The organism is Leucobacter japonicus (assembly GCF_001273855.1).
Classification (GTDB): domain Bacteria; phylum Actinomycetota; class Actinomycetes; order Actinomycetales; family Microbacteriaceae; genus Leucobacter; species Leucobacter japonicus.
On record NZ_JHBX01000106.1, the window covers coordinates 43,276 to 65,187 of the forward strand.

Annotated in this window: 28 protein-coding genes and 1 pseudogene; 1 reads left to right on the plus strand and 28 read right to left on the minus strand. The window is 65.6% G+C overall.

Annotated features, from left to right (window positions below):
• Position 1: 1 nt before the first annotated feature.
• The 3 genes from rpsI to AMS67_RS07995 all read right to left on the minus strand — a co-directional run bounded on the left by rpsI (position 2) and on the right by AMS67_RS07995 (position 2,047).
• A complete protein-coding gene (gene rpsI / locus AMS67_RS07985; RefSeq protein WP_053352818.1) occupies positions 2-481 on the minus strand; it encodes a 30S ribosomal protein S9 in 480 nt (159 codons plus the stop codon).
• 33 nt (positions 482-514) lie between these two features.
• Positions 515-961, minus strand: coding sequence for a 50S ribosomal protein L13 (gene rplM / locus AMS67_RS07990; protein ID WP_053352817.1), 447 nt, complete (start codon positions 959-961; stop codon positions 515-517).
• A 156-nt stretch (positions 962-1,117) separates the two neighbouring features.
• Positions 1,118-2,047, minus strand: coding sequence for a tRNA pseudouridine synthase A (locus tag AMS67_RS07995; RefSeq protein WP_053386923.1), 930 nt, complete (start codon positions 2,045-2,047; stop codon positions 1,118-1,120).
• 91 nt (positions 2,048-2,138) lie between these two features.
• Between AMS67_RS07995 and AMS67_RS08000 the strand changes: the two genes are divergently transcribed.
• The gene (locus tag AMS67_RS08000; RefSeq protein WP_053386924.1) at positions 2,139-4,025 is read left to right on the plus strand and encodes an acyltransferase family protein; all 1,887 of its coding nucleotides are present in this window, start codon (positions 2,139-2,141) and stop codon (positions 4,023-4,025) included.
• A 78-nt stretch (positions 4,026-4,103) separates the two neighbouring features.
• On the opposite strand, the gene AMS67_RS08005 is transcribed toward AMS67_RS08000, so the two are convergent.
• From AMS67_RS08005 to rpsS, 25 genes and pseudogenes are all read right to left on the minus strand, one after another.
• Complete coding sequence (locus tag AMS67_RS08005) at positions 4,104-8,810, minus strand: ExeM/NucH family extracellular endonuclease (RefSeq protein WP_053386925.1); 4,707 nt, start codon at positions 8,808-8,810, stop codon at positions 4,104-4,106.
• 247 nt (positions 8,811-9,057) lie between these two features.
• Positions 9,058-9,561, minus strand: coding sequence for a 50S ribosomal protein L17 (rplQ, locus tag AMS67_RS08010; protein WP_053386926.1), 504 nt, complete (start codon positions 9,559-9,561; stop codon positions 9,058-9,060).
• 45 nt (positions 9,562-9,606) lie between these two features.
• On the minus strand, positions 9,607-10,593 hold the full coding sequence (locus AMS67_RS08015) for a DNA-directed RNA polymerase subunit alpha (RefSeq protein WP_053352812.1): 987 nt from the start codon (positions 10,591-10,593) through the stop codon (positions 9,607-9,609).
• Between the two features lie 150 nt (positions 10,594-10,743).
• Positions 10,744-11,142: a 30S ribosomal protein S11 gene (gene rpsK / locus AMS67_RS08020; protein ID WP_053352811.1), complete on the minus strand. Its 399-nt coding sequence runs from the start codon at positions 11,140-11,142 to the stop codon at positions 10,744-10,746.
• Between the two features lie 48 nt (positions 11,143-11,190).
• A complete protein-coding gene (gene rpsM, locus AMS67_RS08025) occupies positions 11,191-11,559 on the minus strand; it encodes a 30S ribosomal protein S13 (protein ID WP_053352810.1) in 369 nt (122 codons plus the stop codon).
• Between the two features lie 181 nt (positions 11,560-11,740).
• Entirely contained in the window at positions 11,741-11,857 is a 117-nt protein-coding gene (gene rpmJ, locus AMS67_RS08030; RefSeq protein ID WP_005050492.1) for a 50S ribosomal protein L36, read from the minus strand.
• 69 nt (positions 11,858-11,926) lie between these two features.
• On the minus strand, positions 11,927-12,148 hold the full coding sequence (infA, locus tag AMS67_RS08035) for a translation initiation factor IF-1 (RefSeq protein WP_010156420.1): 222 nt from the start codon (positions 12,146-12,148) through the stop codon (positions 11,927-11,929).
• A gap of 180 nt (positions 12,149-12,328) precedes the next feature.
• Complete coding sequence (gene map / locus AMS67_RS08040) at positions 12,329-13,171, minus strand: type I methionyl aminopeptidase (RefSeq protein ID WP_053386927.1); 843 nt, start codon at positions 13,169-13,171, stop codon at positions 12,329-12,331.
• A 3-nt stretch (positions 13,172-13,174) separates the two neighbouring features.
• Positions 13,175-13,774: an adenylate kinase gene (locus AMS67_RS08045; RefSeq protein ID WP_053386928.1), complete on the minus strand. Its 600-nt coding sequence runs from the start codon at positions 13,772-13,774 to the stop codon at positions 13,175-13,177.
• Entirely contained in the window at positions 13,771-15,099 is a 1,329-nt protein-coding gene (gene secY / locus AMS67_RS08050; protein ID WP_053352807.1) for a preprotein translocase subunit SecY, read from the minus strand. Before secY ends, AMS67_RS08045 begins: the two co-directional genes overlap by 4 nt.
• 219 nt (positions 15,100-15,318) lie before the next feature.
• A pseudogene (rplO, locus tag AMS67_RS08055) lies at positions 15,319-15,780 on the minus strand (50S ribosomal protein L15).
• Complete coding sequence (gene rpmD, locus AMS67_RS08060) at positions 15,777-15,965, minus strand: 50S ribosomal protein L30 (RefSeq protein WP_053352805.1); 189 nt, start codon at positions 15,963-15,965, stop codon at positions 15,777-15,779. The pseudogene rplO and the gene rpmD overlap by 4 nt, the downstream one beginning before the upstream one ends.
• A complete protein-coding gene (gene rpsE / locus AMS67_RS08065; protein ID WP_053352804.1) occupies positions 15,965-16,672 on the minus strand; it encodes a 30S ribosomal protein S5 in 708 nt (235 codons plus the stop codon). Before rpsE ends, rpmD begins: the two co-directional genes overlap by 1 nt.
• Positions 16,669-17,043, minus strand: a complete 375-nt coding sequence (gene rplR, locus AMS67_RS08070) for a 50S ribosomal protein L18 (protein WP_053352803.1) — start codon at positions 17,041-17,043, stop codon at positions 16,669-16,671. The genes rpsE and rplR overlap by 4 nt, the downstream gene beginning before the upstream one ends.
• Before the next feature lie 2 nt (positions 17,044-17,045).
• Positions 17,046-17,582 carry a 50S ribosomal protein L6 gene (rplF, locus tag AMS67_RS08075; protein ID WP_053352802.1) on the minus strand — a complete coding sequence of 179 codons (537 nt, stop codon included), beginning with the start codon at positions 17,580-17,582 and terminating at the stop codon, positions 17,046-17,048.
• Positions 17,583-17,588: 6 nt separating this feature from the next.
• Complete coding sequence (gene rpsH, locus AMS67_RS08080) at positions 17,589-17,987, minus strand: 30S ribosomal protein S8 (protein ID WP_053352801.1); 399 nt, start codon at positions 17,985-17,987, stop codon at positions 17,589-17,591.
• 118 nt (positions 17,988-18,105) lie between these two features.
• A complete protein-coding gene (rplE, locus tag AMS67_RS08085; protein ID WP_053352800.1) occupies positions 18,106-18,675 on the minus strand; it encodes a 50S ribosomal protein L5 in 570 nt (189 codons plus the stop codon).
• Entirely contained in the window at positions 18,672-19,037 is a 366-nt protein-coding gene (rplX, locus tag AMS67_RS08090) for a 50S ribosomal protein L24 (RefSeq protein WP_053352799.1), read from the minus strand. The genes rplE and rplX overlap by 4 nt, the downstream gene beginning before the upstream one ends.
• Positions 19,038-19,041: 4 nt before the next feature.
• Positions 19,042-19,410 (minus strand): 50S ribosomal protein L14, encoded by a 369-nt coding sequence (gene rplN / locus AMS67_RS08095; protein ID WP_053352798.1) that lies wholly within the window; start codon positions 19,408-19,410, stop codon positions 19,042-19,044.
• Positions 19,411-19,442: 32 nt separating this feature from the next.
• Positions 19,443-19,715 (minus strand): 30S ribosomal protein S17, encoded by a 273-nt coding sequence (gene rpsQ, locus AMS67_RS08100; RefSeq protein ID WP_053352797.1) that lies wholly within the window; start codon positions 19,713-19,715, stop codon positions 19,443-19,445.
• A gap of 2 nt (positions 19,716-19,717) precedes the next feature.
• Positions 19,718-20,026: a 50S ribosomal protein L29 gene (rpmC, locus tag AMS67_RS08105; RefSeq protein WP_053352796.1), complete on the minus strand. Its 309-nt coding sequence runs from the start codon at positions 20,024-20,026 to the stop codon at positions 19,718-19,720.
• Positions 20,026-20,445 carry a 50S ribosomal protein L16 gene (gene rplP / locus AMS67_RS08110; RefSeq protein WP_053352795.1) on the minus strand — a complete coding sequence of 140 codons (420 nt, stop codon included), beginning with the start codon at positions 20,443-20,445 and terminating at the stop codon, positions 20,026-20,028. Before rplP ends, rpmC begins: the two co-directional genes overlap by 1 nt.
• A 2-nt stretch (positions 20,446-20,447) precedes the next feature.
• Positions 20,448-21,206, minus strand: coding sequence for a 30S ribosomal protein S3 (gene rpsC, locus AMS67_RS08115; protein ID WP_053352794.1), 759 nt, complete (start codon positions 21,204-21,206; stop codon positions 20,448-20,450).
• Between the two features lie 4 nt (positions 21,207-21,210).
• Positions 21,211-21,591, minus strand: a complete 381-nt coding sequence (gene rplV / locus AMS67_RS08120; RefSeq protein ID WP_053352793.1) for a 50S ribosomal protein L22 — start codon at positions 21,589-21,591, stop codon at positions 21,211-21,213.
• Positions 21,592-21,616: 25 nt separating this feature from the next.
• Positions 21,617-21,898 carry a 30S ribosomal protein S19 gene (gene rpsS, locus AMS67_RS08125; RefSeq protein ID WP_010156398.1) on the minus strand — a complete coding sequence of 94 codons (282 nt, stop codon included), beginning with the start codon at positions 21,896-21,898 and terminating at the stop codon, positions 21,617-21,619.
• Between the last annotated feature and the right edge of the window lie 14 nt (positions 21,899-21,912).

Genomic DNA, 21,912 nt, shown 5'->3' on the forward strand with positions numbered 1-21,912 from the left:
ATTAGCGCTTCGAGTACTGAGGCGCCTTGCGCGCCTTCTTGAGACCGGCCTTCTTGCGCTCCTTGATGCGAGCGTCGCGGCTCAGGAAGCCGGCCTTCTTCAGCGTCGGGCGGTTGTGCTCGGCGTCGATCTCGTTGAGCGCACGCGCGATCGCGAGGCGCAGTGCACCGGCCTGGCCCGAGGGGCCGCCGCCGACGATGCGGGCGATCACGTCGTACGAGCCGCCCAGCTCGAGTGCGGTGAACGGATCGGTGATGAGCTGCTGGTGCAGCTTGTTCGGGAAGTACTCGGCAAGCTCGCGACCGTTGACGGTCATGGTGCCGGCACCGGGAACGAGGCGCACGCGGGCGATGGCCTGCTTGCGGCGGCCGACGGCTCCACCCGAAACGGTGAGCGCGGGGCGCGGGGTCGCGACGGTGGCCTGGCCGGCCGGCGTCTCGGTGGTGTAGCTCTCGGGGGCCACGGTCTGCTCTTCAGTCACTGTGAATTCTCTCTCTGAGGTTTCGGGGCGCGATTACTGCGCGACCTGGCCGAAGGTGTAGGGGGTGGGCTGCTGAGCAGCGTGCGGGTGCTCGGCACCCTTGTACACCTTCAGCTTGCGGAACAAATCGGCTCCGAGCGAGTTCTTGGGGAGCATGCCGCGGATGGCCTTCTCCACTGCGCGGTCGGCGTTCTTGTCGAGCAGCTCGGTGTAGCTGACCGAACGGAGGCCGCCCGGGTAGCCCGAGTGACGGTAGGCGCGCTTGTTGGCGGCCTTGTTGCCCGTCAGCACGACCTTGTCGGCGTTGATGATGATGACGTAGTCGCCCATGTCCATGTGAGGGGCGAACGTGGTCTTGTGCTTGCCGCGGAGCAGAGCTGCTGCGTGCGAAGCGAGGCGGCCGAGCACCACGTCGGTGGCGTCGATGATCAGCCAGTCGTGCTTCTGCTCTGCGGCCTTCGGTGAATACGTGCGAGTCACTTGAGTGCTGCTTTCTGTCGAATTGGAGGAGTTCGTGAATCCCGCTCCGGTGCGTGGTCCCTGACGGGTGCTCGCGCGGATGGAGGGCTCAACAAATCGGGTGCTTGCGCACCAAGGAACGAGCTTAGCACAGGATCGTGCCGCGACTCCCCCGGATCAGTGCGTCGAGGAGGTCGACTCCCCCGGTTCGACGCTCGCCAGCGGTTCGCGGCGCGCACGGGTCGCCGCGGCGCGCTCGGCGAGTGCGTCGTCGGCCGGGTAGGCGATCTCTTCCAGGGAGAGGCCCAGCGCCGGCATCACCGTGAAGCAACTCGTGCGCGTCCGCGCATCGCGAAGCTCGCGCAGGTCATCGAGCGCGAGGCGTCCGCTGCCGACGGCAACCACGGAACCGACCAGCGCGCGCACCATCGAGTGGCAGAACGCGTCTGCCTCGATACGGGCCGCATACGCGCCGTCATCGGTGAGACGCCAGTCGAAGCGGAGCAGGTCGCGCACCGCCGTCGCCCCCTCGCGCGCCTTGCAGAAGGTCGTGAAGTCATTGAGCCCGAGCAACTCGTCGGCGGCGCGCTGCATCAGGTCGAGATCGAGCACTCTCGGAATCTGCGCGGTGAATCGGGAGGTGAGCGGATCCTGCCGCATCCCGTCGCCCCGCAGACGGTACTCGTATCGGCGCCGCAGCGCCCCGAACCGGGCATCGAATTCCGGGGGCACCGCCCGTACCGAGTGGATGACCACGTCGGGTGCCGTGCGTTTCAGCACCCCGGTGAGCTTGCGTGCACGCACGTGCATGAGCTCGGTCTCGCTCGGTGCCGGATCACCCGGGCGCCGCCGCGACGCCCACTTTTCCAGGTGCGCAGCGCTCACATCCACGTGCGCGACCTGGCCGCGTGCGTGGACGCCCGCGTCGGTGCGGCCGCCCACCGTCAGCCGGACGGAATCGGGAGCTTCGACGCGCAGTAACTGGGCGATCGCCGCTTCGATCTCGCCCTGCACCGTGCGCAGCCCGGGCTGCATCGCCCACCCGGCGAAGTCCGTGCCGTCGTACGCCAGGTCGAGGCGCAGGCGAGTCAGATCGGCGTCGGGCATACCCATGATCCTGCCAGACGCAGCGCGCACTCGTGTCGCGTGCGTACACTGGATGGCCGAGGTGCGCGCCCGCGCACCCGATCCTTCGCCTATGACTCCGCAGCAGACAGCCCCACCCGCCGCACGCCCGTTCCGTCTCGGCGGCCTCGATGGTCTCCGTGCGATCGCGGTCTGCCTGGTGCTCGTCTACCACCTGTTCCCGTCGGCCTTGCCCGGTGGCTTTCTGGGCGTCGACGTCTTCTTCGCGATCAGCGGCTTCTTGATCACGACCCTGCTGCTGCGCGAACACCGCACCAGCGGCAGGGTGCGCCTCGGCTCATTCTGGCGTCGGCGCGCTCGGCGCCTCCTGCCGGCTCTCGGCCTCGTGCTGGTGACCTGCACCGCACTGGCACTGCTCGTCGGGCGCGACCTGCTCGTCGGCATCGGACGTCAGGTCGTCGGCGCCGCCCTGTTCGTGAGCAACTGGACGTCGATCTCGGCGGGGGCCGACTACTTCTCAGCAGACACTCCCGAACTCTTCCGCAATACCTGGTCGCTCTCGATCGAAGAGCAGTTCTACCTGGTGCTTCCGCTCCTGCTGCTCGCGCTGGTGAGGTTTCGCCGTCGATGGGTGCGCGCGCTTCCGCTCCTCCTGCTCGGCGTCGCGTCAGCCCTGCTCATGGCCACCCTCGCGGCGACCGGAGCCGACGCGACGCGCGTGTATTTCGGGTCGGACACGCACACGTTCGGACTGCTGCTGGGCGCCGCGCTTGCCATGCTTACCGCGCCGAAAGCGTCCGCGCCCGGCGCCCTGAGCACAGCTCCGGCGGCGCTCGGTCGTGTCGCGCAGTTCGGGCTCGCCGTACTCACGTGCGCCGGACTCGCCACGCTCGGCTGGCTCGCGTTCACGATCACCGAAGCGGGCGCGGAGAGCTTTGCGGGCGGCTTCCAGCTGGCGACCGTCGCCGCCCTCGTCACCGTGTGGGCGGTGTCACGCCCGGGCGCCTGGGCGGGCATCGCTCTCGACGCACGCCCACTGCGCTGGATCGGCGAGCGCTCGTACGGCATCTATCTGTGGCACTGGCCGCTGCTGCTCATCATCACCGCGTGGCTCGGTGCGGTGTCGCCATGGTGGATCGCGGGGTGCACTCTCGCCGCAACCATCGCAGCAGCCGCACTGTCGTACCGCTTCGTGGAAGAGCCGGTGCGGAGGTTCGGGCTGCGCCGATCGCTGGCGATGCTCCTCCACCCCGCGCATCACACCGCGCGCCATCGCACCGTGGCGATCGCGCTCGGGGTCGTTCTCCTCACCACGGTGCCGGCTGCGGGTGTGGCGGTCGCCACGGCGCCGAAAGTGAGTTCAGGTTCGGCCGCCGTCGACCGCGGCCGAGCCGTGCAGAATTCCGCAGCCGCGACCCCGTCGCCTGCTGCTCCCGTTCCAGAGGATGAGGCCGCGGGGAGCGCACCCGCGACCCCCGCAACACCGACCGGTTCGGAGGTGAACGCGATCGGCGACTCCGTGATGCTCGCGAGCCTGCCCGAACTCGAGGCGCACTTCCCCGGTATCTCCGTAGACGCGGAGGTCTCGCGCGGCATGGGCGTTGGCGTCGAGCTCTCCGAGCGCCTGGCGTCAGACGGCGGGCTCAGGCAGGTGCTCGTCGTGGGCCTTGGCACCAACGGTCCGGTCGACACTGCCGAGCTCGATGCGCTCCGCGCGAGCGCGCAGGGGCGCCCGCTCGTGCTCGTGAACGCCCATGCCGACCGAGATTGGATTCCCGGCGTCAACGCAGCACTCGCCGAATACGCCGATGCCCATCGCGGCGTCGTCGTCGCCGACTGGAACGGTTCCATCTCTCGCGCTCCCAGCTCGGCGCTCGCCGGTGACGGCATTCACCCCAACCCCAGCGGGGGCGAGCTCTACGCGGCGTGCGTGCAGCAGGCACTCGACGATCTGCAGCGCCCCGGCGAGGGCATCGGGTACGGGCTCCCCCGCCGGTGAGACGAGTTCGGCCCCGCACCTTCGAACGAGGTGCGGGGCCGAACCGAGCCAGTGGCTCAGGTGAGGATCACCCGGCCGTCAGCGCTCCATGCGCGCGCGACGTGCGACGAGCACGGCACCGCCGAGCGCCAGCAGCGCGACTGCACCTGCTGCAGCGAACCAGGGGCTCATGCCACCGGTCGACGCCAGTGATCCATTCGCAGAGGTGCCGGAAGCCCCCGATCCCGAAGCCTGCGAACCGTCAGTCGCGTTCGCGGCGTTCGTGCCCGCGGCTCCGCTCGTGCCCGCACCGGCCGCCGATCCGGCGCCCTCGGCCGCGGCTCCCGCGCCCGATGCTCCGTCGGCAGCGGCTCCTGCACCGTCTGCGGCGCCATCCGCGGCACCATCCGCCGTGCCGTTGGCGCCGCCCTCCGCACCGGTGACCGGGGCGTCGACCTGCACCGGCACCGTCACGGTCGTGCCACTGACATCGGTGGCGATGGTGAGGGTTGCGGCCCCCGCGAGGTCTGCCGGGATCGCGAACTCCAGGGTCGCCGCGCCACCCACGACCGGAGCCGTGGCGAGCGGGGTGACGGCTTCAGCAGCCGCACGAGCAACGGCACCCGAGTCCGCAGCGATCGAGGCCGAGACCTGCGTGTTCACGGGCACGCCGCGCGACGTCAGATCCAGCTTCGAGAACTGCAGGCTGAGCGTCTGCCCGGGCTCGACCGAGCCGGTCGGCAGACCGCTGATCGGCACCGAGCGACGGTCGTAGCTCGGCGACACCGGGCTGTTCGCGCGCAGGTACTCGATCCAGGCGTCGCGATCGACGAGACCCGTGTCTTTGGTGTCCACTCCGTTTGCGAACTCGCGGAAGTTGTCGCCGCCCTGCAGCAGGAAGCTGAAGGATCCGATCCGGTACTCGCGCTCCGGATCGATCGGCGCCCCGTTCACCATGATGCCGGTGATGCGGTCCCCTTCCTCGCGCGTCTCATCGAACGTGTAGCTGACGTTCTTCGACAGGCCGAGCTGCAGGTACGGCTTCGACGGCACCGCACCCTCGGCCGTGCGCTGCCACTGCTGCTCCAACGCCACTTTGAACTGCGCGCCGGTCAGCGTCGTGGTCCACAGGTTGTTCAGGAACGGGAGCACCGCGTTCGCCTCGGCGTAGGTGATCTCACCGGCTTCGAGCTCCGCGCGGAGTCCACCCGGGTTGACGACGCCGATCTCGGCACCGCCACGGTCTGACGACGACAGGCTCGAGAGCAGCGCGTCCGCGACGAAGTTGCCGAGCGTCGACTCCGAGCCGCGATCATCACGCGTCTCGCCGGTGAAGGCCGTCGTGATGTCGGCGGTCGCCTCGCTGATCGGCTGGTTGCCGATCTCAGCGGCGTTCGCGAGCGCCTCTCGTACGATGCCGTCGACCTCGGCAACCACGGGCGATCCCGCAACCAAGACGGCGTCATCGGTGGTGACGCGCGGCACATTGCGGGTGACGGTGGCGTTCGTGTCGCCCGTAGCCGAGTTGTAGTCGAGCACGACCTGGCCGACGTTCGCGCCGTAGCTGCCGGTCTGCAGCACCGGTCGGGTGCTGCCGTCGGTCGCGCCGGGCACCGGAGCATTCCAGGCGTACTCGGCGTGCGTGTGGCCGTTGTAGATCACATCGACTGACGCGCTCGTCTCATTCACGATGCGCTCGAACACGCCGCCCGCGGCGAGTTCCTGCTCGAGCGACGACTGCTCGGCATTGCCACCGGCAGCGCCCTCGTGATACTCGGCGATGATCACATCGGCCTCGCCGTTCTCCGGGTCACCATCGGTGAGCTGCGCCGCGACGCGGTTCACCGCCGCGACCGGATCACCGAAGGTCAGCCCCTCGATGCCACCGGGCGAGACGAGTGCCGGCGTCTCCTGCGTGATCGCGCCGATGACGCCGACCTTCACGCCGTCGACCTCGATGATCTCGTACTCCTGCACGGCGGGCTTGCCGTCGCGCGTCACGTTTGCTGCGAGGTAGGGGAACTCCGCCGCAGCCTTCACGCGCCCGTCGAGGTCGTCGTACCCCTGATCGAACTCGTGGTTGCCGGTCGACGACGCGGCGACGCCCAGCGCGTTCAGCACGTCGAGCGTCGGCTGATCCTGCGCCACCGATGAGGCGAAGAGCGATGCACCGATGTTGTCGCCGTTCGAGAGCAGCACGCTGCTGTCGGGGTACTCCGCGCGCAGTCCCTCGACCGTGCCCGCGAACTTCACCGTATTGGCGTCGATACGCCCATGGAAGTCGTTGATATTCAGGAAGTTGAGCTGCTTGGTTTCCGACGCAGCGCCCTCGGCCGAGATGCCGACCACGATCGGGTCGTGGTCGGACGAGCGATACGGGCCCTCGGCGAACAGGTCGAGCGCGTTGTAGTTGTAGCGGCTGTACTCGAGTGCGACGGCTTCGACCGAGTTGATGTTCCAGACGTCGGCCCCGGTGACGAGCTTCTCCGCACTCGGCGAGGCGAAGATGTAGTCGAGGGATCCCACCGCACCGTCGTAGGTGTAGGTCTCCTTGCCGGTCTTTGCGCCCTGGCTAACGTAGTCGGCCCCCAGAATCGTCTGGATCGGCTGTTCGCCCGCGTACGAGTTGAAGTCGCCCACGAGGAAGACGCGGTCAGTGCCCGCCTGCTCCTCCATGTCGGCCGCGAAGCTCACCAGTGCCTCGGCCTGGCGGGTACGATCGCCGTTGAATGCGCCGACGCCATCCTTCAGGTCGGCGTTGTCACCGGTTGCCGCGGGGGTGCTGTCGCCCTTCGACTTGAAGTGGTTCGCGACGACCACGAAATCGGTGTCGGTTCCCGTCACGGAGAAGTGCTGCGCGAGCGGCTCGCGCGCATTCGCGAACGCGGGTGAATCGGTCAGAATCACCGATGCGTCGACCGGCGCGATCGAATCCTTCTTGAAGATGAAGGCTGTGCGGATCACGTCCTCGTTCTGCGGCAGCTTGGCGGGCGATCGCACGTAGTCCCAGTCCCCACCGGTGAGGCCCGAATCGGCGTTCAGCGCAGCGACGAGGTTCGCCAGAGTCGCATCGCGATCCTGACCGAACCGCGCCGAGTTCTCGATCTCCTCGAGCGAGATCACGTTCGCATCGAGCGCGTTGATCGCGTCGACGATCTTGCCCTGCTGACGGTCGAAGTTCGCCTGGTCCCAGGCACCACGAGCATCGCAGCCCTTGCTCACGGCGATCTTGTTGCCCGCGCGATCCGTGTAGGCCTCGCAGCCCGCAACGTCGACGCCGAACGTCGTGAAGTAGTTCAGCACGTTGAAGCCGGCCAGCCGCACGTCGCCGCCGACCTCATCCGGGTGTTCCGTGCGCGTGTTCGCGAACGTTGCCGGCTGCACCGTCGCCGCGTTGTCGGGCGTCAGCTGCGTGGTCGGCTGGAACTTCCAGGCTCCGTTGCGGTAGTCGAGCACCACAGGAGCAGTGAAGGTGACCGGAGCACCAACCCGCACGGGTGCCGTGGTCGAGAGATACGGCAGCGGCACCGCCTTGTTCGCCGTCGAGTTGAAGTTGATGCTCGCGCCGTCGTCGAGCAGTACGCCGATCTCGGCATTGCGCGACTGAGCCGCCGTGTACGCCTCACTGCCCGGCAGGCCGGCGGCCGTCGGGTTGAGCAGCGGCGCGCTGTCGGCAGCGAGGCCGATCTCACCGTAGAAATTGGTGTCGTACGTGTCAGAGACCGTAAAAGCGCCCTGCGGCGCGATGAGCATGCTCTCGAAGACCTCGCGCTCGGCATCCTTCTTCGGGAACGGGATCGCGGCCGGCACGACCGGTGCGACCTCTTCCGCGACCGGCACCAGCCCGCCCGCGGCCACCGTGATTTCGGTCAGCCCGTTGAACTCCGAAACCGCACCGGTCACCTCGACGTAGCTGCCCACGGACGCCTCCGCGACCGTTGCGCTCGAGTAGACGAAGACCGCCTCCGAAGCGGTGTGCGTTGCCGGATCGACATCGCCACCGGTTCCCGGGGTCTGGATCGTGTAGCCGGCAAAACCGCCCGTCGGGTACACCGCGGTCACGATACCGCGGGTCTTGACCTGTGTTCCCGCCAGCGGGCTCGTCGGTCCGGTGCCCTGAATCTGGGCGATCGGGGTGACATCGGCCGGCACCTCAGGTTCGGGATCGACCGTGGGCTCCTGCCCCGATCCCGTGGGTGATGGGGCGACAGTGACAAAGTCCGCAGCGTTGTCATCCGAGTCGGCCGTCGCCGTGCGTTCGATGCTTGCCGTGGTCGAGGGAGCCGGGGCTGCCCCCGCCCCCTCGAACCGTGTGGCGCTGCCGTAGCCCACGAAGTCGGCAACGGTGGTGGCATCGCCTTCGGCACCGACCGCAATGGGCGACGTCGTCTTCGCCAACACGATCTGACCACCGCCGGCACCCGCTGCCAGGCTCGTCGTGAGATCCGCGCCGGCAACCGCCGCGCCGTTCGCCCCGACCGTTCCAGTGATCAGGAACGAACCCTGCGCGGGAATCGACCCTCGCAGGGGCATCACGTTCGAACCCGATGCCGGGTTCGTCGACGTCCCTGACCGGTACTGGAGCGACCAGCCCTCGAGACTGATCGGCGATGCCGTGGGGTTCGCGAGTTCCACGAAGTCGGCGTTCAGAACGGCTCCCCCGTTGCCACCGGCAGCATAGATCTCATTGATCACCACCCCTGAACCATCGGGGGCGGCGTACGCGGGTGTCGCGATGAGCGGTACTGCCGCGACAGCTGCAATGGCAGCTGCGGCGCACAGGCGTTGTGATCGTTTCTGGGGCACCAGTTTCTCCGTGACTGACGGAACCGCATCGTGCGACTCCGGGGCGCCGGCGTGATCCGGCGGCTTGTGTCAGCCCGTGGACCAGGCGACCATCACGACGCTACGGTGCGGGAGTTACGTCCATGCCCCTGCCGGTTGCCCTGCGGGTGAACGGCACGTGCACGCCGATGAACGGGCGTGTCGTGCCAGAACGCACGAAACCCCCGTCGCAATGCAACGGGGGTTTCGTGACGGAACCGGGCTCGAATTACTCGGCCTTCTCCTCGGCAGCAGCCTCGGTGGTCTCCTCAGCAGCCTCGGTGACCTCCGCGGTCTCCTCGGCCGGAGCCTCTTCGACGACCTCGGCGGCCGGCTTCTCAGCGGCTGCCTTCTTCGCCTTGGGCTTCGGAGCAACCGGCTCGAGCACGAGCTCGATCACTGCGAGGGGAGCATTGTCACCCTTGCGGAAACCGGTCTTGATGATGCGGGTGTAGCCGCCCTCGCGGTTCTCAACCAGCGGCGCAATCTCGGTGAAGAGCTCGTGCACGACCGACTTGTCGAGGATCTGACGCATGACGCGACGGCGTGCGTGCAGGTCTCCGCGCTTTGCGAAGGTCACGAGACGCTCGGCGACGGGCTGGAGGCGCTTGGCCTTCGTCTCCGTCGTCTGGATGCGCTTGTGCTCGAAGAGCTGCGAAGCCAGCTGGTTGAGCATCAGACGCTCGTGTGCGGGGCCGCCTCCGAGGCGGGGGCCCTTGTTGGGCTTGGGCATTGTTTACTCCAGTAAGTGTGCGATCAGGCCAGCGATGCCGGATCGTTAGTTGTTGTCGTCTTCGTAGCTGTAGAACTGCGCGCCGTCGAACCCGGGCACTGCGTCCTTCAGCGAGAGGCCCATCTCGGTGAGCTTGTCGCGCACCTCGAATACAGACTTCTGGCCGAAGTTGCGGATGTTCATCAGCTGGGCCTCGGAGAGCGCTACGAGCTCGCTCACCGTGTTGATGCCCTCGCGCTTCAGGCAGTTGTAGCTGCGCACCGACAGATCGAGATCCTCGATCGGAATCGACAGCTCGCCCTCGGTGACGACCTCGACCGGCGCGGGGCCGATCTCGACGCCCTCGGCGGCGGTGTTCAACTCGCGTGCAAGACCGAACAGCTCGACCAGCGTCGAACCGGCCGATGCGATGGCATCGCGGGGGCCGATCGCCGGCTTCGTCTCAACATCGACCACCAAGCGATCGAAGTCGGTGCGCTCACCGGCACGAGTCGCCTCGACGCGGTAGGTCACCTTGAGCACGGGCGAGTAGATCGAGTCGACCGGAATACGACCGACCTCGGCATCCTCATTGCGGTTCTGCGCTGCAGAGACGTAGCCGCGGCCGCGCTCGATGGTGAGCTCGAGCTCGAACTGCGCCGAATCACCGAGCGTCGCGATGACGAGCTCGGGGTTGTGCACCTCGACACCGGCGGGAGCAGAGATGTCGGCAGCAGTAACCTCGCCGGCTCCCGTCTTACGCAGGTACGCGGTGATGGGCTCATCATGCTCGCTCGAGACGACGAGATCCTTGATGTTCAGGATGATCTCGGTGACGTCCTCGGTCACGCCCTGGATGGTCGTGAACTCGTGAGCAACGCCCTCGAAGCGGACGCTGGTGACCGCTGCGCCGGGAATCGACGACAGCAGCGTGCGCCGCAGCGAGTTGCCGAGCGTGTAGCCGAAGCCGGGCTCGAGCGGCTCGATGGCGAAGCGCGAACGGTACTCGGAGATGGATTCTTCAGTCAGAGTGGGTCGCTGTGCAATCAGCACGGTGTGTGATCCTTTCGCTGGAGTCCGCTATATGACTCATGCGGTATCGGGAGTGAAGTGGCCTGAAGCGCTGGGAAAGCCAGCGCGAGAAGAGGCGGATCGCCGCCGGGAGCGGCAGCTGCGCCGGCCTGAGCCGGCGCAGCGTTCCACTCAGACGCGGCGACGCTTCGGCGGACGGCAGCCGTTGTGGGTCTGCGGCGTCACGTCGTTGATCGAGCCCACCTCGAGGCCGGCGGCCTGCAGCGAGCGGATCGCGGTCTCGCGGCCCGAACCCGGACCCTTGACGAAGACGTCAACCTTCTTCATGCCGTGCTCCTGTGCCTTGCGAGCAGCCGACTCTGCGGCGAGCTGCGCGGCGAACGGGGTCGACTTGCGCGAGCCCTTGAAGCCCACGCCGCCCGAGGAAGCCCAGCTGATCACAGCACCGGTGGTGTCAGTGATCGAAACGATCGTGTTGTTGAACGTCGACTTGATGTGGGCCTGGCCCACAGCAACGTTCTTCTTATCCTTGCGACGCGGCTTGCGAGCCGCGGTCTTTGGTGCAGCCATTGAGTGTTCTCCTGAAAAGCTCTGTGTGTAGGTCTAACGGACCGGCGATTACTTCTTCTTGCCGGCGACGGTGCGCTTCGGGCCCTTACGGGTACGAGCGTTCGTCTTGGTGCGCTGACCGTGCACAGGCAGGCCCTTACGGTGGCGGAGCCCCTGGTAGCTGCCGATCTCAACCTTGCGGCGGATGTCAGCAGTGACCTCGCGGCGGAGATCGCCCTCAACCTTGAAGTTGGCTTCGATGTAATCGCGAAGCGCGACAAGCTGCTCGTCGGACAGATCCTTGACGCGGATATTGCCGTCGATCTCGGTGTCGGCGAGGGTCTTCAGTGCGCTGGTGCGCCCGACGCCGTAGATGTAAGTGAGTGCAATCTCAACGCGCTTGTCGCGTGGGATGTCTACTCCTGCGAGACGTGCCATGTTGGCTCTCCTTGCGGATTGTAGAGGTGTGGTGCGCACCGGGGGTCCGGGCCTCTGTCCCGAGGTGTCCCCCACCGGTGACCCGGTGGGTTCTTCGATGCGCTGGATCGGTAATTCAGTTGTGTGCTCTGCGAGAGCGCGTGCCGACTGCGGACGAATCCTCAGCCGCCATCGCCGGGACTTAGCCCTGGCGCTGCTTGTGGCGCGGGTTGCTCTTGCAGATCACCATGACGCGCCCGTGGCGACGGATGACCTTGCAGTGATCGCAGATCGGCTTGACGCTGGGGTTGACCTTCATGATGTTTCCTTCGTGTATTTCGCTGTCCTCGTACTCGCGGGGTGCCGCGAGTCGTTACTTCCCAGCGACCTACTTGTAGCGGTAGACGATGCGGCCGCGGGTCAGATCGTAGGGCGTCAGCTCCACGATCACGCGGTCCTCAGGGAGGATACGGATGTAGTGCTGGCGCATCTTGCCCGAGATATGAGCGAGCACCTTGTGTCCGTTGGTCAGCTCGACGCGGAACATCGCGTTGGGCAGAGCCTCGACAATGTGTCCCTCGATCTCGATGACGCCGTCTTTCTTGGCCATAGCCTCACTATCGCTTGCGTAGGTGTACTGGTCATGCGAATGCTTGACTCCTGCTCAACCGTCTCGAAAACGAGAACGCAAAAACAGGCGCAAAGCACCAAAGATCAAGCGTACCGGGCGTGTCTCATTTTGTAAAGCCGAGAACGGCCCGTCGCGCTGCGAACGAATGGTTCAGCAGGGCTAGGGAATCGGCACCGGATGCACGCCCAGTGGAGCGAGCCCACTGGCTCCCCCGTCTTCGGCCGTCAGCACCCAGATGCCACGCTCATGTACGGCGACTGTGTGCTCCCACTGAGCGCTCATCGATCCGTCAGACATGGTCACGGTCCAGTCATCGTCTTCGATGTCCGTCTCGATGCCCCCTGCGGAGATGATGGGCTCAATCGCGACCACCAGTCCCGGCTTGACTTCGGGGCCCCGGCGTCGCGTCGGCACGTTGAACACCGGGGGGTCTTCATGCATGGCGCGACCGATACCGTGCCCGATGTAGTCCTCAAGCACCCCGTAGTCGCTCTGTGCCCGCACGTAGCTCGACACTGCGGCCCCGACCTCGTTGAGGTGCTTAGCAGTGGCGAGCCGCGCGATGCCGTGCCACATCGCTTGCTCGGTCACTTCGCTGAGACGCTGGTTCGCCGCAGTGCGCGCATCGTCGGCAAAGTCAGGAAGCACCGCGGTGAACGCCGCATCGCCGTGCCACCCGCCGACCACCGCACCCGCGTCGAGCGCCACGATGTCGCCCGCGGCGAGCGGACGCTCGGTCGGGATCGCGTGCACCACGTGTTCGTTGACGTTCGCGCATATGGTGTGTCGGTACCCGGGCTCGAGCATGAAGTTCGGCGCACCGCCACGAGCGCGAATTGCGGATTCCGCGATTGCGTCGAGTTCGAGCGTCGTGATTCCCGGTCGCACCGCCTCGCGCATCGCGGTAAGCGCTGCAGCTGTCGCGAGCCCGGGCTCAATCATCAATCGGAGTTGCGCCGGAGACTTGTAGATCGACCGGCGCAGGAACCCGCGCGGACTCACGATCTAGGAGGCGACGCGGGCGCCGAGCTGAGCGTCGAGCCCACTGGCGATACGCTCTGCGACAACATCCACGCTGCCGATTCCGTCGACGGAGACGAGAATGCCCCGCTCCGAGAACAGCTCGATGAGCGGCGCAGTCTGCGCGGCGTACACGTCTTGCCGGTGGCGAATCACTTCTTCGGTATCGTCTGCGCGGCCCTCGACCTGAGCTCGCTTGAGCAAACGGGCAACGACCTCGTCGACATCGGCTTCGATCAGCACGACCGCATCGAGCGAAGAGCCGTCGAGCATGCCGTCGAGCGAGTGCACCTGATCAACGGTGCGCGGATACCCGTCGAGCAAGAACCCGGCGGCCGCGTCGGCCTGCGTCAGACGGTCGGCGACGATGTCATTCGTCAGCGAGTCGGGGACGAGTTCACCCTGTTCGATGATGGCCTGCACCTGCTTGCCGAGCTCCGTGCCACCCTTGATGTTCGCGCGGAAGATATCACCGGTCGAAATCGCCGGCACTCCGTAGCGTTCCGCGATCTTGCCGGCTTGCGTGCCCTTGCCGGCCCCGGGAGGGCCGATGATGAGCAGTCGCGTGGTGGTGGTCTCGGTCACTTGAGAAGCCCTTCGTAGTGGCGCTGCTGCAGCTGGGCGTCGATCTGCTTCACCGTCTCAAGGCCGACGCCCACGATGATGAGAATCGAGGAACCGCCGAAGGGGAAGTTCTGGTTCGCACCGAAGAACGACAGGGCGACGAGCGGAAGCAGTGCGATGACACCGAGGTAGAGCGAGCCAGCGCTCGTAATGCGCGTCAGCACGTAGTTGAGGTACTCGGCAGTCGGACGACCAGCACGGATACCGGGAATGAAGCCGCCGTACTGCTTCATGTTGTCGGAGACCTCTTCAGGGTTGAAGGTGATCTGCACGTAGAAGAAGGTGAACCCGATGACGAGCAGGAAGAACACGAGCATGTAGAACGGCTGGTCGCCGAGCACGAGGTTGTTCTGAATCCAGACGACCCACGGCTTCGGGTCTTCACCGATCTTGGGCTGGTTGAACTGCGTGATGAGCATCGGCAGGTAGAGGATCGCCGACGCGAAGATCACGGGGATCACACCCGCCATGTTGACCTTGATCGGGATGTAGGTGCTGCTGCCCCCGTAGGTACGCCGGCCCACGACTCGCTTCGCGTACTGCACCGGGATGCGGCGCTGCGACTGCTCGACGAAGACCACCGCTGCCACGACCAGCAAGCCGACACCGAGAACTATGAAGAAGACTTCCCAGCCGCGCGACTCCTTGATGATCCACATCGCACCGGGGAACTGTGCCGCGATCGACGTGAAGATCAGCAGCGACATACCGTTACCGATGCCGCGCTCAGTGATGAGCTCGCCGAACCACATGATGAGTCCGGTGCCGGCCGTCATCGTGATGATGATGATGAGCACGGCCCACCATTCCTGCGACACGAGGTTCTGGCAGGCCTGGTTCGCGAGCGAGCCAAAGAGCTGGCCCGAGCGCGCGACGGTGATCAGCGTGGTCGACTGGAGAATCGCGAGTGCGATGGTGAGGTAGCGCGTGTACTGCGTCAGCTTGCTCTGGCCCGCCTGACCCTCCTTGTGGAGTGCCTCGAAGTGCGGGATGACCACACGGAGCAGCTGCGTGATGATCGATGCCGTGATGTAGGGCATGATGCCGAGCGCGAAGATCGAGAGCTGCAGCAGCGCACCGCCGCTGAACAGGTTGATCATGTCGTAGAGGCCGTTGCCTCCGCTGCTCGCCTGGTTTGCCACGAGGCAGGCCTGCACGTTGTTGAAGTCAACAAAGGGCGCGGGGATGAAAGACCCCAACCTGAACAGCGAAACGATCGCGAGTGTGAACACGATCTTCCGGCGCAAGTCGGGAGTCCGGAAGATCCGTCCGATGGCGCTGAACAAAATCTGCCTCCTGGAACGTCGTAAGGGGCTTCGCCTAACGACGAGAACCAATTTCTCCAGACTACACGGCATCGGCCGTGCGCCTGAAGCCTCCGTCACGAAAGACGGCGGCGGACAAGCAAAAAACGGGGGTCAGGCCGGTGCGGCAGTGCTGCCGCCCGACCCGAGCCCCCGCGTCCCGGGATACACCCGGGGGTACTGCATGATCCTGACGGATCGTTACTTCACGGCACCACCGGCGGCGACGATCTTCTGCTCAGCCGAGCTCGAGACCTTGTCGACCTGCACTGTGAGCTTGACCTGCAGGTCGCCGTCGCCCAGCACCTTGACGGGCTGGTTCTTGCGCACGGCGCCCTTGGCCACCAGATCATCAACGGTCACGTCGCCACCCTGGGGCTACAGCTCTGCGAGCTTGGCAACGTTCACGACCTGGTACTCGGTGCGGAACGGGTTCTTGAACCCGCGCAGCTTCGGGGTGCGCATGTGCAGCGGCATCTGCCCACCCTCGAAGCCGACCTTGACCTGGTACCGGGCCTTGGTGCCCTTGGTACCGCGGCCAGCGGTCTTGCCCTTCGACGCCTCACCGCGACCCACACGGGTCTTGGCCTTCTTGGACCCCGGAGCCGGACGGAGGTGGTGCGCCTTCAGCACCGACTCACGCTCCTCGTTCTTCTCACTCATGCGTCGATCTCCTCAACCACTACCAGGTGAGCGACCGCGCGGATGTAGCCGCGGTTAGCTTTCGTGTCCTCACGAACGACCGACTGGCCGATCTTCTTGAGGCCGAGGCTGCGCAGCGTGTCGCGCTGGTTCTGCTTCTCACTGATGACGGACTTCGTCTGCGTAACTTTCAGGCTCTTTGCCATTACGCACCTGCCTTTGCCTTCGCGGCAGCGTCGGCCGCAGCCTTCGCCTCAGCCCGCACAATGCGAGCCGGGGCGACGCGGTCGAAGTCGAGGCCACGGCGAGCTGCAACGGAGCGGGGCTCCTCGAGCAGCTGCAGTGCCTCAACGGTCGCGTGCACGATGTTCAGGGTGTTCGACGAACCGAGCGACTTGCTCAGCACATCGTGGATGCCCGCGCACTCGAGTACGGCGCGGACCGGGCCACCGGCGATAACACCGGTACCGGCAGCAGCGGGGCGCAGCAGCACGACGCCGGCTGCGGCCTCACCCTGCACGGGGTGCGGGATGGTGCTGCCGACGCGGGGCACGCGGAAGAAGTTCTTCTTGGCTTCTTCGACGCCCTTGGCAATCGCGAGGGGAACTTCCTTCGCCTTGCCGTAGCCGACGCCCACGGTGCCGTTGCCATCGCCCACCACGACAAGCGCGGTGAAGCTGAAGCGACGGCCGCCCTTGACGACCTTCGACACGCGGTTGATGGTCACGACGCGCTCGAGGAACTGGCTCTCGTTGCGATCGCGGCCGCTGCGCTCGTTGCGGGTGCCACGATCGCGGCTTCCACGACGCTGCTCACGCGGCTCGTTGCGGTGATCCTGAGCCGGGGCCTGCGCGGCCGTCGTCTCAGACTGGGCCTCTGCAGACACTTCCTGCTCCTTCGTTTCGTTGCTCACAGGGTCAGCCCCCCTTCGCGAGCGCCGTCGGCGATCGCTGCGACGCGACCGGCGTACTTGCTGCCGCCGCGGTCGAAGACGACCGCGTCGATGCCGGCGCCCTTAGCGCGCTCAGCGACGAGCTCGCCGACCTTGCGTGCCTTGGCGGTCTTGTCACCGTCGAACGAACGCAGGTCGGCTTCCATGGTCGAAGCCGATGCGAGGGTGAGACCCTTCGAATCGTCAACGATCTGCACGAAGACGTGGCGCGCGGAACGGTTCACGACGAGACGGGGGCGAACCTCCGTGCCGACGATCTTCTTACGCAGGCGGGTGTGGCGGCGAACGCGCGCAGCGGTCCGACCCTTAGCCCGGGTTACTGAAGCGGCCATGGTTACTTACCAGCCTTTCCTGCCTTGCGACGGACAACCTCGCCCGCGTAGCGAATGCCCTTGCCCTTGTAGGGCTCCGGCTTCTTCAGCTTGCGGATGTTTGCTGCGGCCTCGCCGACAGCCTGCTTCGAGATCCCGCTGACGGTGATCTTGGTGTTGCCCTCGACTGCGAGCGTGATGCCCTCGGGGGCATCCACGTTCACCGGGTGGGAGAAGCCGAGCGCGAGCTCGAGGCCTGCGCCCTTCTGCTGCACGCGGTAGCCGGTTCCGACAACCTCGAGCTGCTTGGTGTAGCCCTCGGTGACACCGATGATGTTGTTGTTGATGAGCGTGCGGGTCAGGCCGTGCAGCGCTCGGGAATCGCGCTCGTCGTCGGGACGGGTGACCAGCACCTGTCCGTCTTCGAACGCAACGCGGATGGGCTCCGAAACGACGAGTGCGAGCTCGCCCTTCGAACCCTTGACCGTGACCTTCTGGCCATCGATCTTGACGTCGACACCGCCGGGAACGGCGATGGGAAGCTTACCAATACGTGACATGACGGGTTACCACACGTAAGCGAGGACTTCCCCGCCAACGCCCTTCTGCTCAGCCTCGCGGTCGGTCAGGAGACCCGAGGAGGTGGACAGGATCGCGATGCCGAGGCCGCCGAGCACGCTCGGGATCTCAGTGGTGCCCGCGTACACGCGAAGGCCGGGCTTCGAAACCCGCTTGATGCCTTCGATGGAACGCTCGCGGTTCGGGCCGTACTTCAGCGACATGGTGATGGTCGTTCCGACGCGTGCCGGCTCAACCTTCCAGTCCTGAATGTAGCCCTCGCGCTTGAGGATCTCAGCGATCCGCTCCTTCAGCTTCGAGCCGGGGAGCGAAACGTCGTCATGATGCGCAGAGTTTGCGTTGCGCAACCGGGTGAGCATATCTGCTACCGGATCAGTCATCGTCATGAGTGACTCTTTCTTTCTCGCCTGGTTTCATGCGCCGGTACACCGACGCACGACCTAGGTGACACACGGATGGGGTGCCCGGGAAAACCCGGGCACCCTCGCCGCTTGGACTATTCAGTTATTCCGACTTGAAGGGGAAGCCGAGCGCGCGAAGCAGCGCACGACCCTCGTCATCGGTCTTTGCGGTGGTCACGACGGTGATGTCGAACCCACGCACGCGATCAATCTTATCCTGATCGATCTCGTGGAACACACTCTGTTCGGTCAAACCGAAGGTGTAGTTGCCGTTTCCATCGAACTGACGCGGCGACAGGCCACGGAAGTCGCGGATACGGGGCAGTGCGAGGTTGATCAGACGGTCGAGGAATTCCCACGAGCGATCGCCACGAAGCGTGACGTGCGCACCGATGGCCTGGCCCTCGCGCAGCTTGAACTGCGCAATGGACTTCCGAGCCTTCGTGACCATGGGCTTCTGACCGGTGATCTTCACGAGATCGGCAATTGCGCCCTCGATCACCTTGCTGTCACGCGCAGCCTCGCCGACACCCGTGTTCACGACGACCTTGACGATCCCCGGAACCTGCATGATGTTGGCGAAGTTGAACTCCTCGCGGAGCGCGGGGACGATCTCGGCGCGGTACTTCTGCTTCAGGCGGGGCTGAGCGTTGGTCGCTGCAGTCTCGGTCATGCGAGATCCTTCCCGGACGACTTCGCGTAGCGCACGCGAACCGTCTTCTTCTTGCCGTCCTTCTCGATCTCCTCGACGCGGAACCCGACGCGGGTCGGCTTCTTCGTCTCGGGGTCGACGATGGCGACGTTCGACACGTGAATCGGGGCCTCGACGGTCTCGATGCCACCCTCGCGGGTGCCACGCTCCGACTGGCCGACGCGGACGTGCTTGGTGACGAAATTGACGCCCTCAACCACGACGCGGTCGGTCTCGGTCAGGACCTCGATGACGCGACCCTGCTTGCCCTTGTAGCCGCCGCGTTCCTGCGACGGGCCCGAGATGACCTCGACGAGGTCACCCTTCTTGATCTTTGCGCCCATAGGACTAGATCACCTCCGGTGCGAGCGAGACGATCTTCATGAACCGCTTATCGCGCAGCTCACGTCCGACCGGCCCGAAGATACGGGTGCCGCGGGGCTCCCCATCGGCCTTGAGGATGACGGCAGCGTTCTCGTCGAACGCGATGTACGAGCCATCCGCGCGACGAGTCGACTTGCGCGTGCGAACGACGACCGCCTTGACGACGTCGCCCTTCTTCACATTGCCGCCGGGGATTGCGTCCTTGACGGTCGCGACGATCGTGTCGCCGACACCGGCGTAACGACGCTTCGAGCCACCGAGCACACGAATCGTGAGCAACTCCTTGGCGCCGCTGTTGTCGGCAACCTTGAGTCGGGATTCCTGCTGAATCACTTGTTACTCCTTCACTCAGTAAGCCCGGGGGCTTACTTCGCCTTCTCGAGGATCTCGACCAGACGCCAGCGCTTGGTCGCGCTCAGCGGGCGGGTCTCGTGGATGAGCACGAGATCGCCGATGCCGGCCGTGTTCTGCTCGTCGTGGGCCTTGACCTTCGACGAGCGACGGAGCACCTTGCCGTAGAGCGGGTGCTTCACGCGATCCTCGACCTCGACAACGATGGTCTTCTCCATCTTGTCGCTGACGACGTAGCCGCGGCGAGCCTTACGGTAGCCGCGCTGTTCCTTCTCGACCTCAGCCATGTTCAGGCCTCCTTCGTCTCAGCGGCGGCATCCGCCTGCTCGGTCTTCTTGCTGCTCTTCTTCGCCTTTGCGGGCGCAGCAGCAGCGGGCGTGGCACGAATGCCGAGCTCACGCTCGCGCAGCACGGTGTAGATGCGAGCGATGTCGCGCTTCACCTGGCGAACGCGGCCGTGGCTTTCCAGCTGGCCGGTGGCCGACTGGAAACGAAGGTTGAAGAGCTCGCCCTTCGCCTTCTTGAGTTCTTCTGCCAGTCGCTCGTTCTCGAAGCTATCGAGCTCGGTGATGGCCAGTTCCTGGGTACCGATCGCCATTACGCGTCGCCCTCCTCGCGCTTGATGATACGGGCCTTGAGGGGCAGCTTGTGGATGGCGCGGGTGAGCGCCTCACGTGCAAGCTCCTCATCGACGCCGGCGACCTCGAAGAGGACGCGGCCCGGCTTGACGTTGGCAACCCACCACTCCGGGGAGCCCTTACCGGAACCCATGCGGGTTTCCGCAGGCTTCTTGGTGAGGGGGCGGTCCGGGTAGATGTTGATCCACACCTTGCCGCCGCGCTTGATGTGACGCGTCATGGCGATACGAGCGGACTCGATCTGACGGTTCGTCACGTAAGCGGGGGTCAGCGCCTGGATGCCGAACTCACCGAATGCCACGGTGTTGCCACCCTTGGACTGACCGGTGCGGCTGGGGTGGTGCTGCTTGCGGTACTTGACTCGACGGGGAATCAGCATGCTTACTTCTCCGCTCCTGCTGCAGCAGGTGCAGCCTCGGCCTGTGCGCCACGGGGCGCACGGCGGCGGTCGCCGCGGTCGCGAGACGGCTTCTGGGCCGCCTGCTCACGAGCGAGTTCCTTGTTGGTCAGGTCACCCTTGTAGATCCAGACCTTCACACCGATGCGGCCGAAGGTGGTCTTTGCCTCGTAGAAGCCGTAGTCGATGTTCGCGCGGAGCGTGTGCAGCGGCACACGACCCTCACGGTAGAACTCCGAGCGGCTCATCTCGGCGCCGCCGAGGCGGCCGGAGACCTGGATACGGATGCCCTTGGCGCCGGCGCGCTGAGCGCCCTGCAGACCCTTGCGCATCGCGCGGCGGAACGCCACACGAGCAGCGAGCTGCTCGGCGATGCCCTGCGCGACGAGCTGAGCGTCGGCCTCGGGGTTCTTGACCTCGAGGATGTTCAGCTGGATCTGCTTGCCGGTGAGCTTCTCGAGGTCGGCGCGGATGCGCTCGGCCTCGGCGCCACGGCGGCCGATGACGATGCCGGGACGTGCCGAGTGGATGTCCACGCGAACACGGTCACGGGTGCGCTCGATCTCGACGCGCGAAACGCCCGCACGGTCGAGCTGCTTCGTCAGGTGCTGACGGATCTTGATGTCCTCGGCGAGGTAGTCAGCGTAACGCTGACCGGCCTTCGTCGAGTCCGAGAACCAACGCGACACGTGATCAGTGGTGATCCCGAGGCGGAAGCCGTAGGGATGAATCTTCTGGCCCATACCGTTAGGCTCCCTTCTTCGCGGCAGCCAGCTCATCAGCCGACTGCAGCACGATCGTGATGTGGCTGGTGCGCTTGTTGATGCGGAACGCGCGTCCCTGTGCACGGGGGCGGAAACGCTTCAGCGTCGCACCCTCGTCCACGAAGGCACGAGCGATGACCAGCTCGTCCTCGTTGAGACGCAGATTTTCCTTGTCAGCCTTGACGCGCGCATTCGCGATCGCCGAGGCCACCAGCTTGAAAATCGGCTCCGATGCGGCCTGCGGGGCGAACTTCAGGATGGCGAGTGCCTCCTGAGCGTTCTTCCCGCGAACCAGATCAATAACGCGACGGGCCTTCTGGGGGGTAACGCGGATATGACGCACGCGTGCGATCGACTCCACCATTTCTCTTCCTCCTTCACGTCACCGCTTAGCGGCGACGGCCCTTCTTGTCGTCCTTCACGTGTCCACGGAAGGTACGCGTGGGCGCGAACTCGCCCAGCTTGTGACCGACCATGGTCTCCGTGACGAACACGGGGATGTGCTTCCGACCGTCGTGCACCGCGATGGTGTGTCCCAGCATGGCGGGGATGATCATCGAGCGGCGCGACCAGGTCTTGATCACGTTCTTGGAGCCAGCTTCGTTCTGCACAATCACCTTGTTCAACAGGTGGTTATCGACGAAGGGGCCCTTCTTGAGACTACGAGGCATCTTCTACTCTCTCC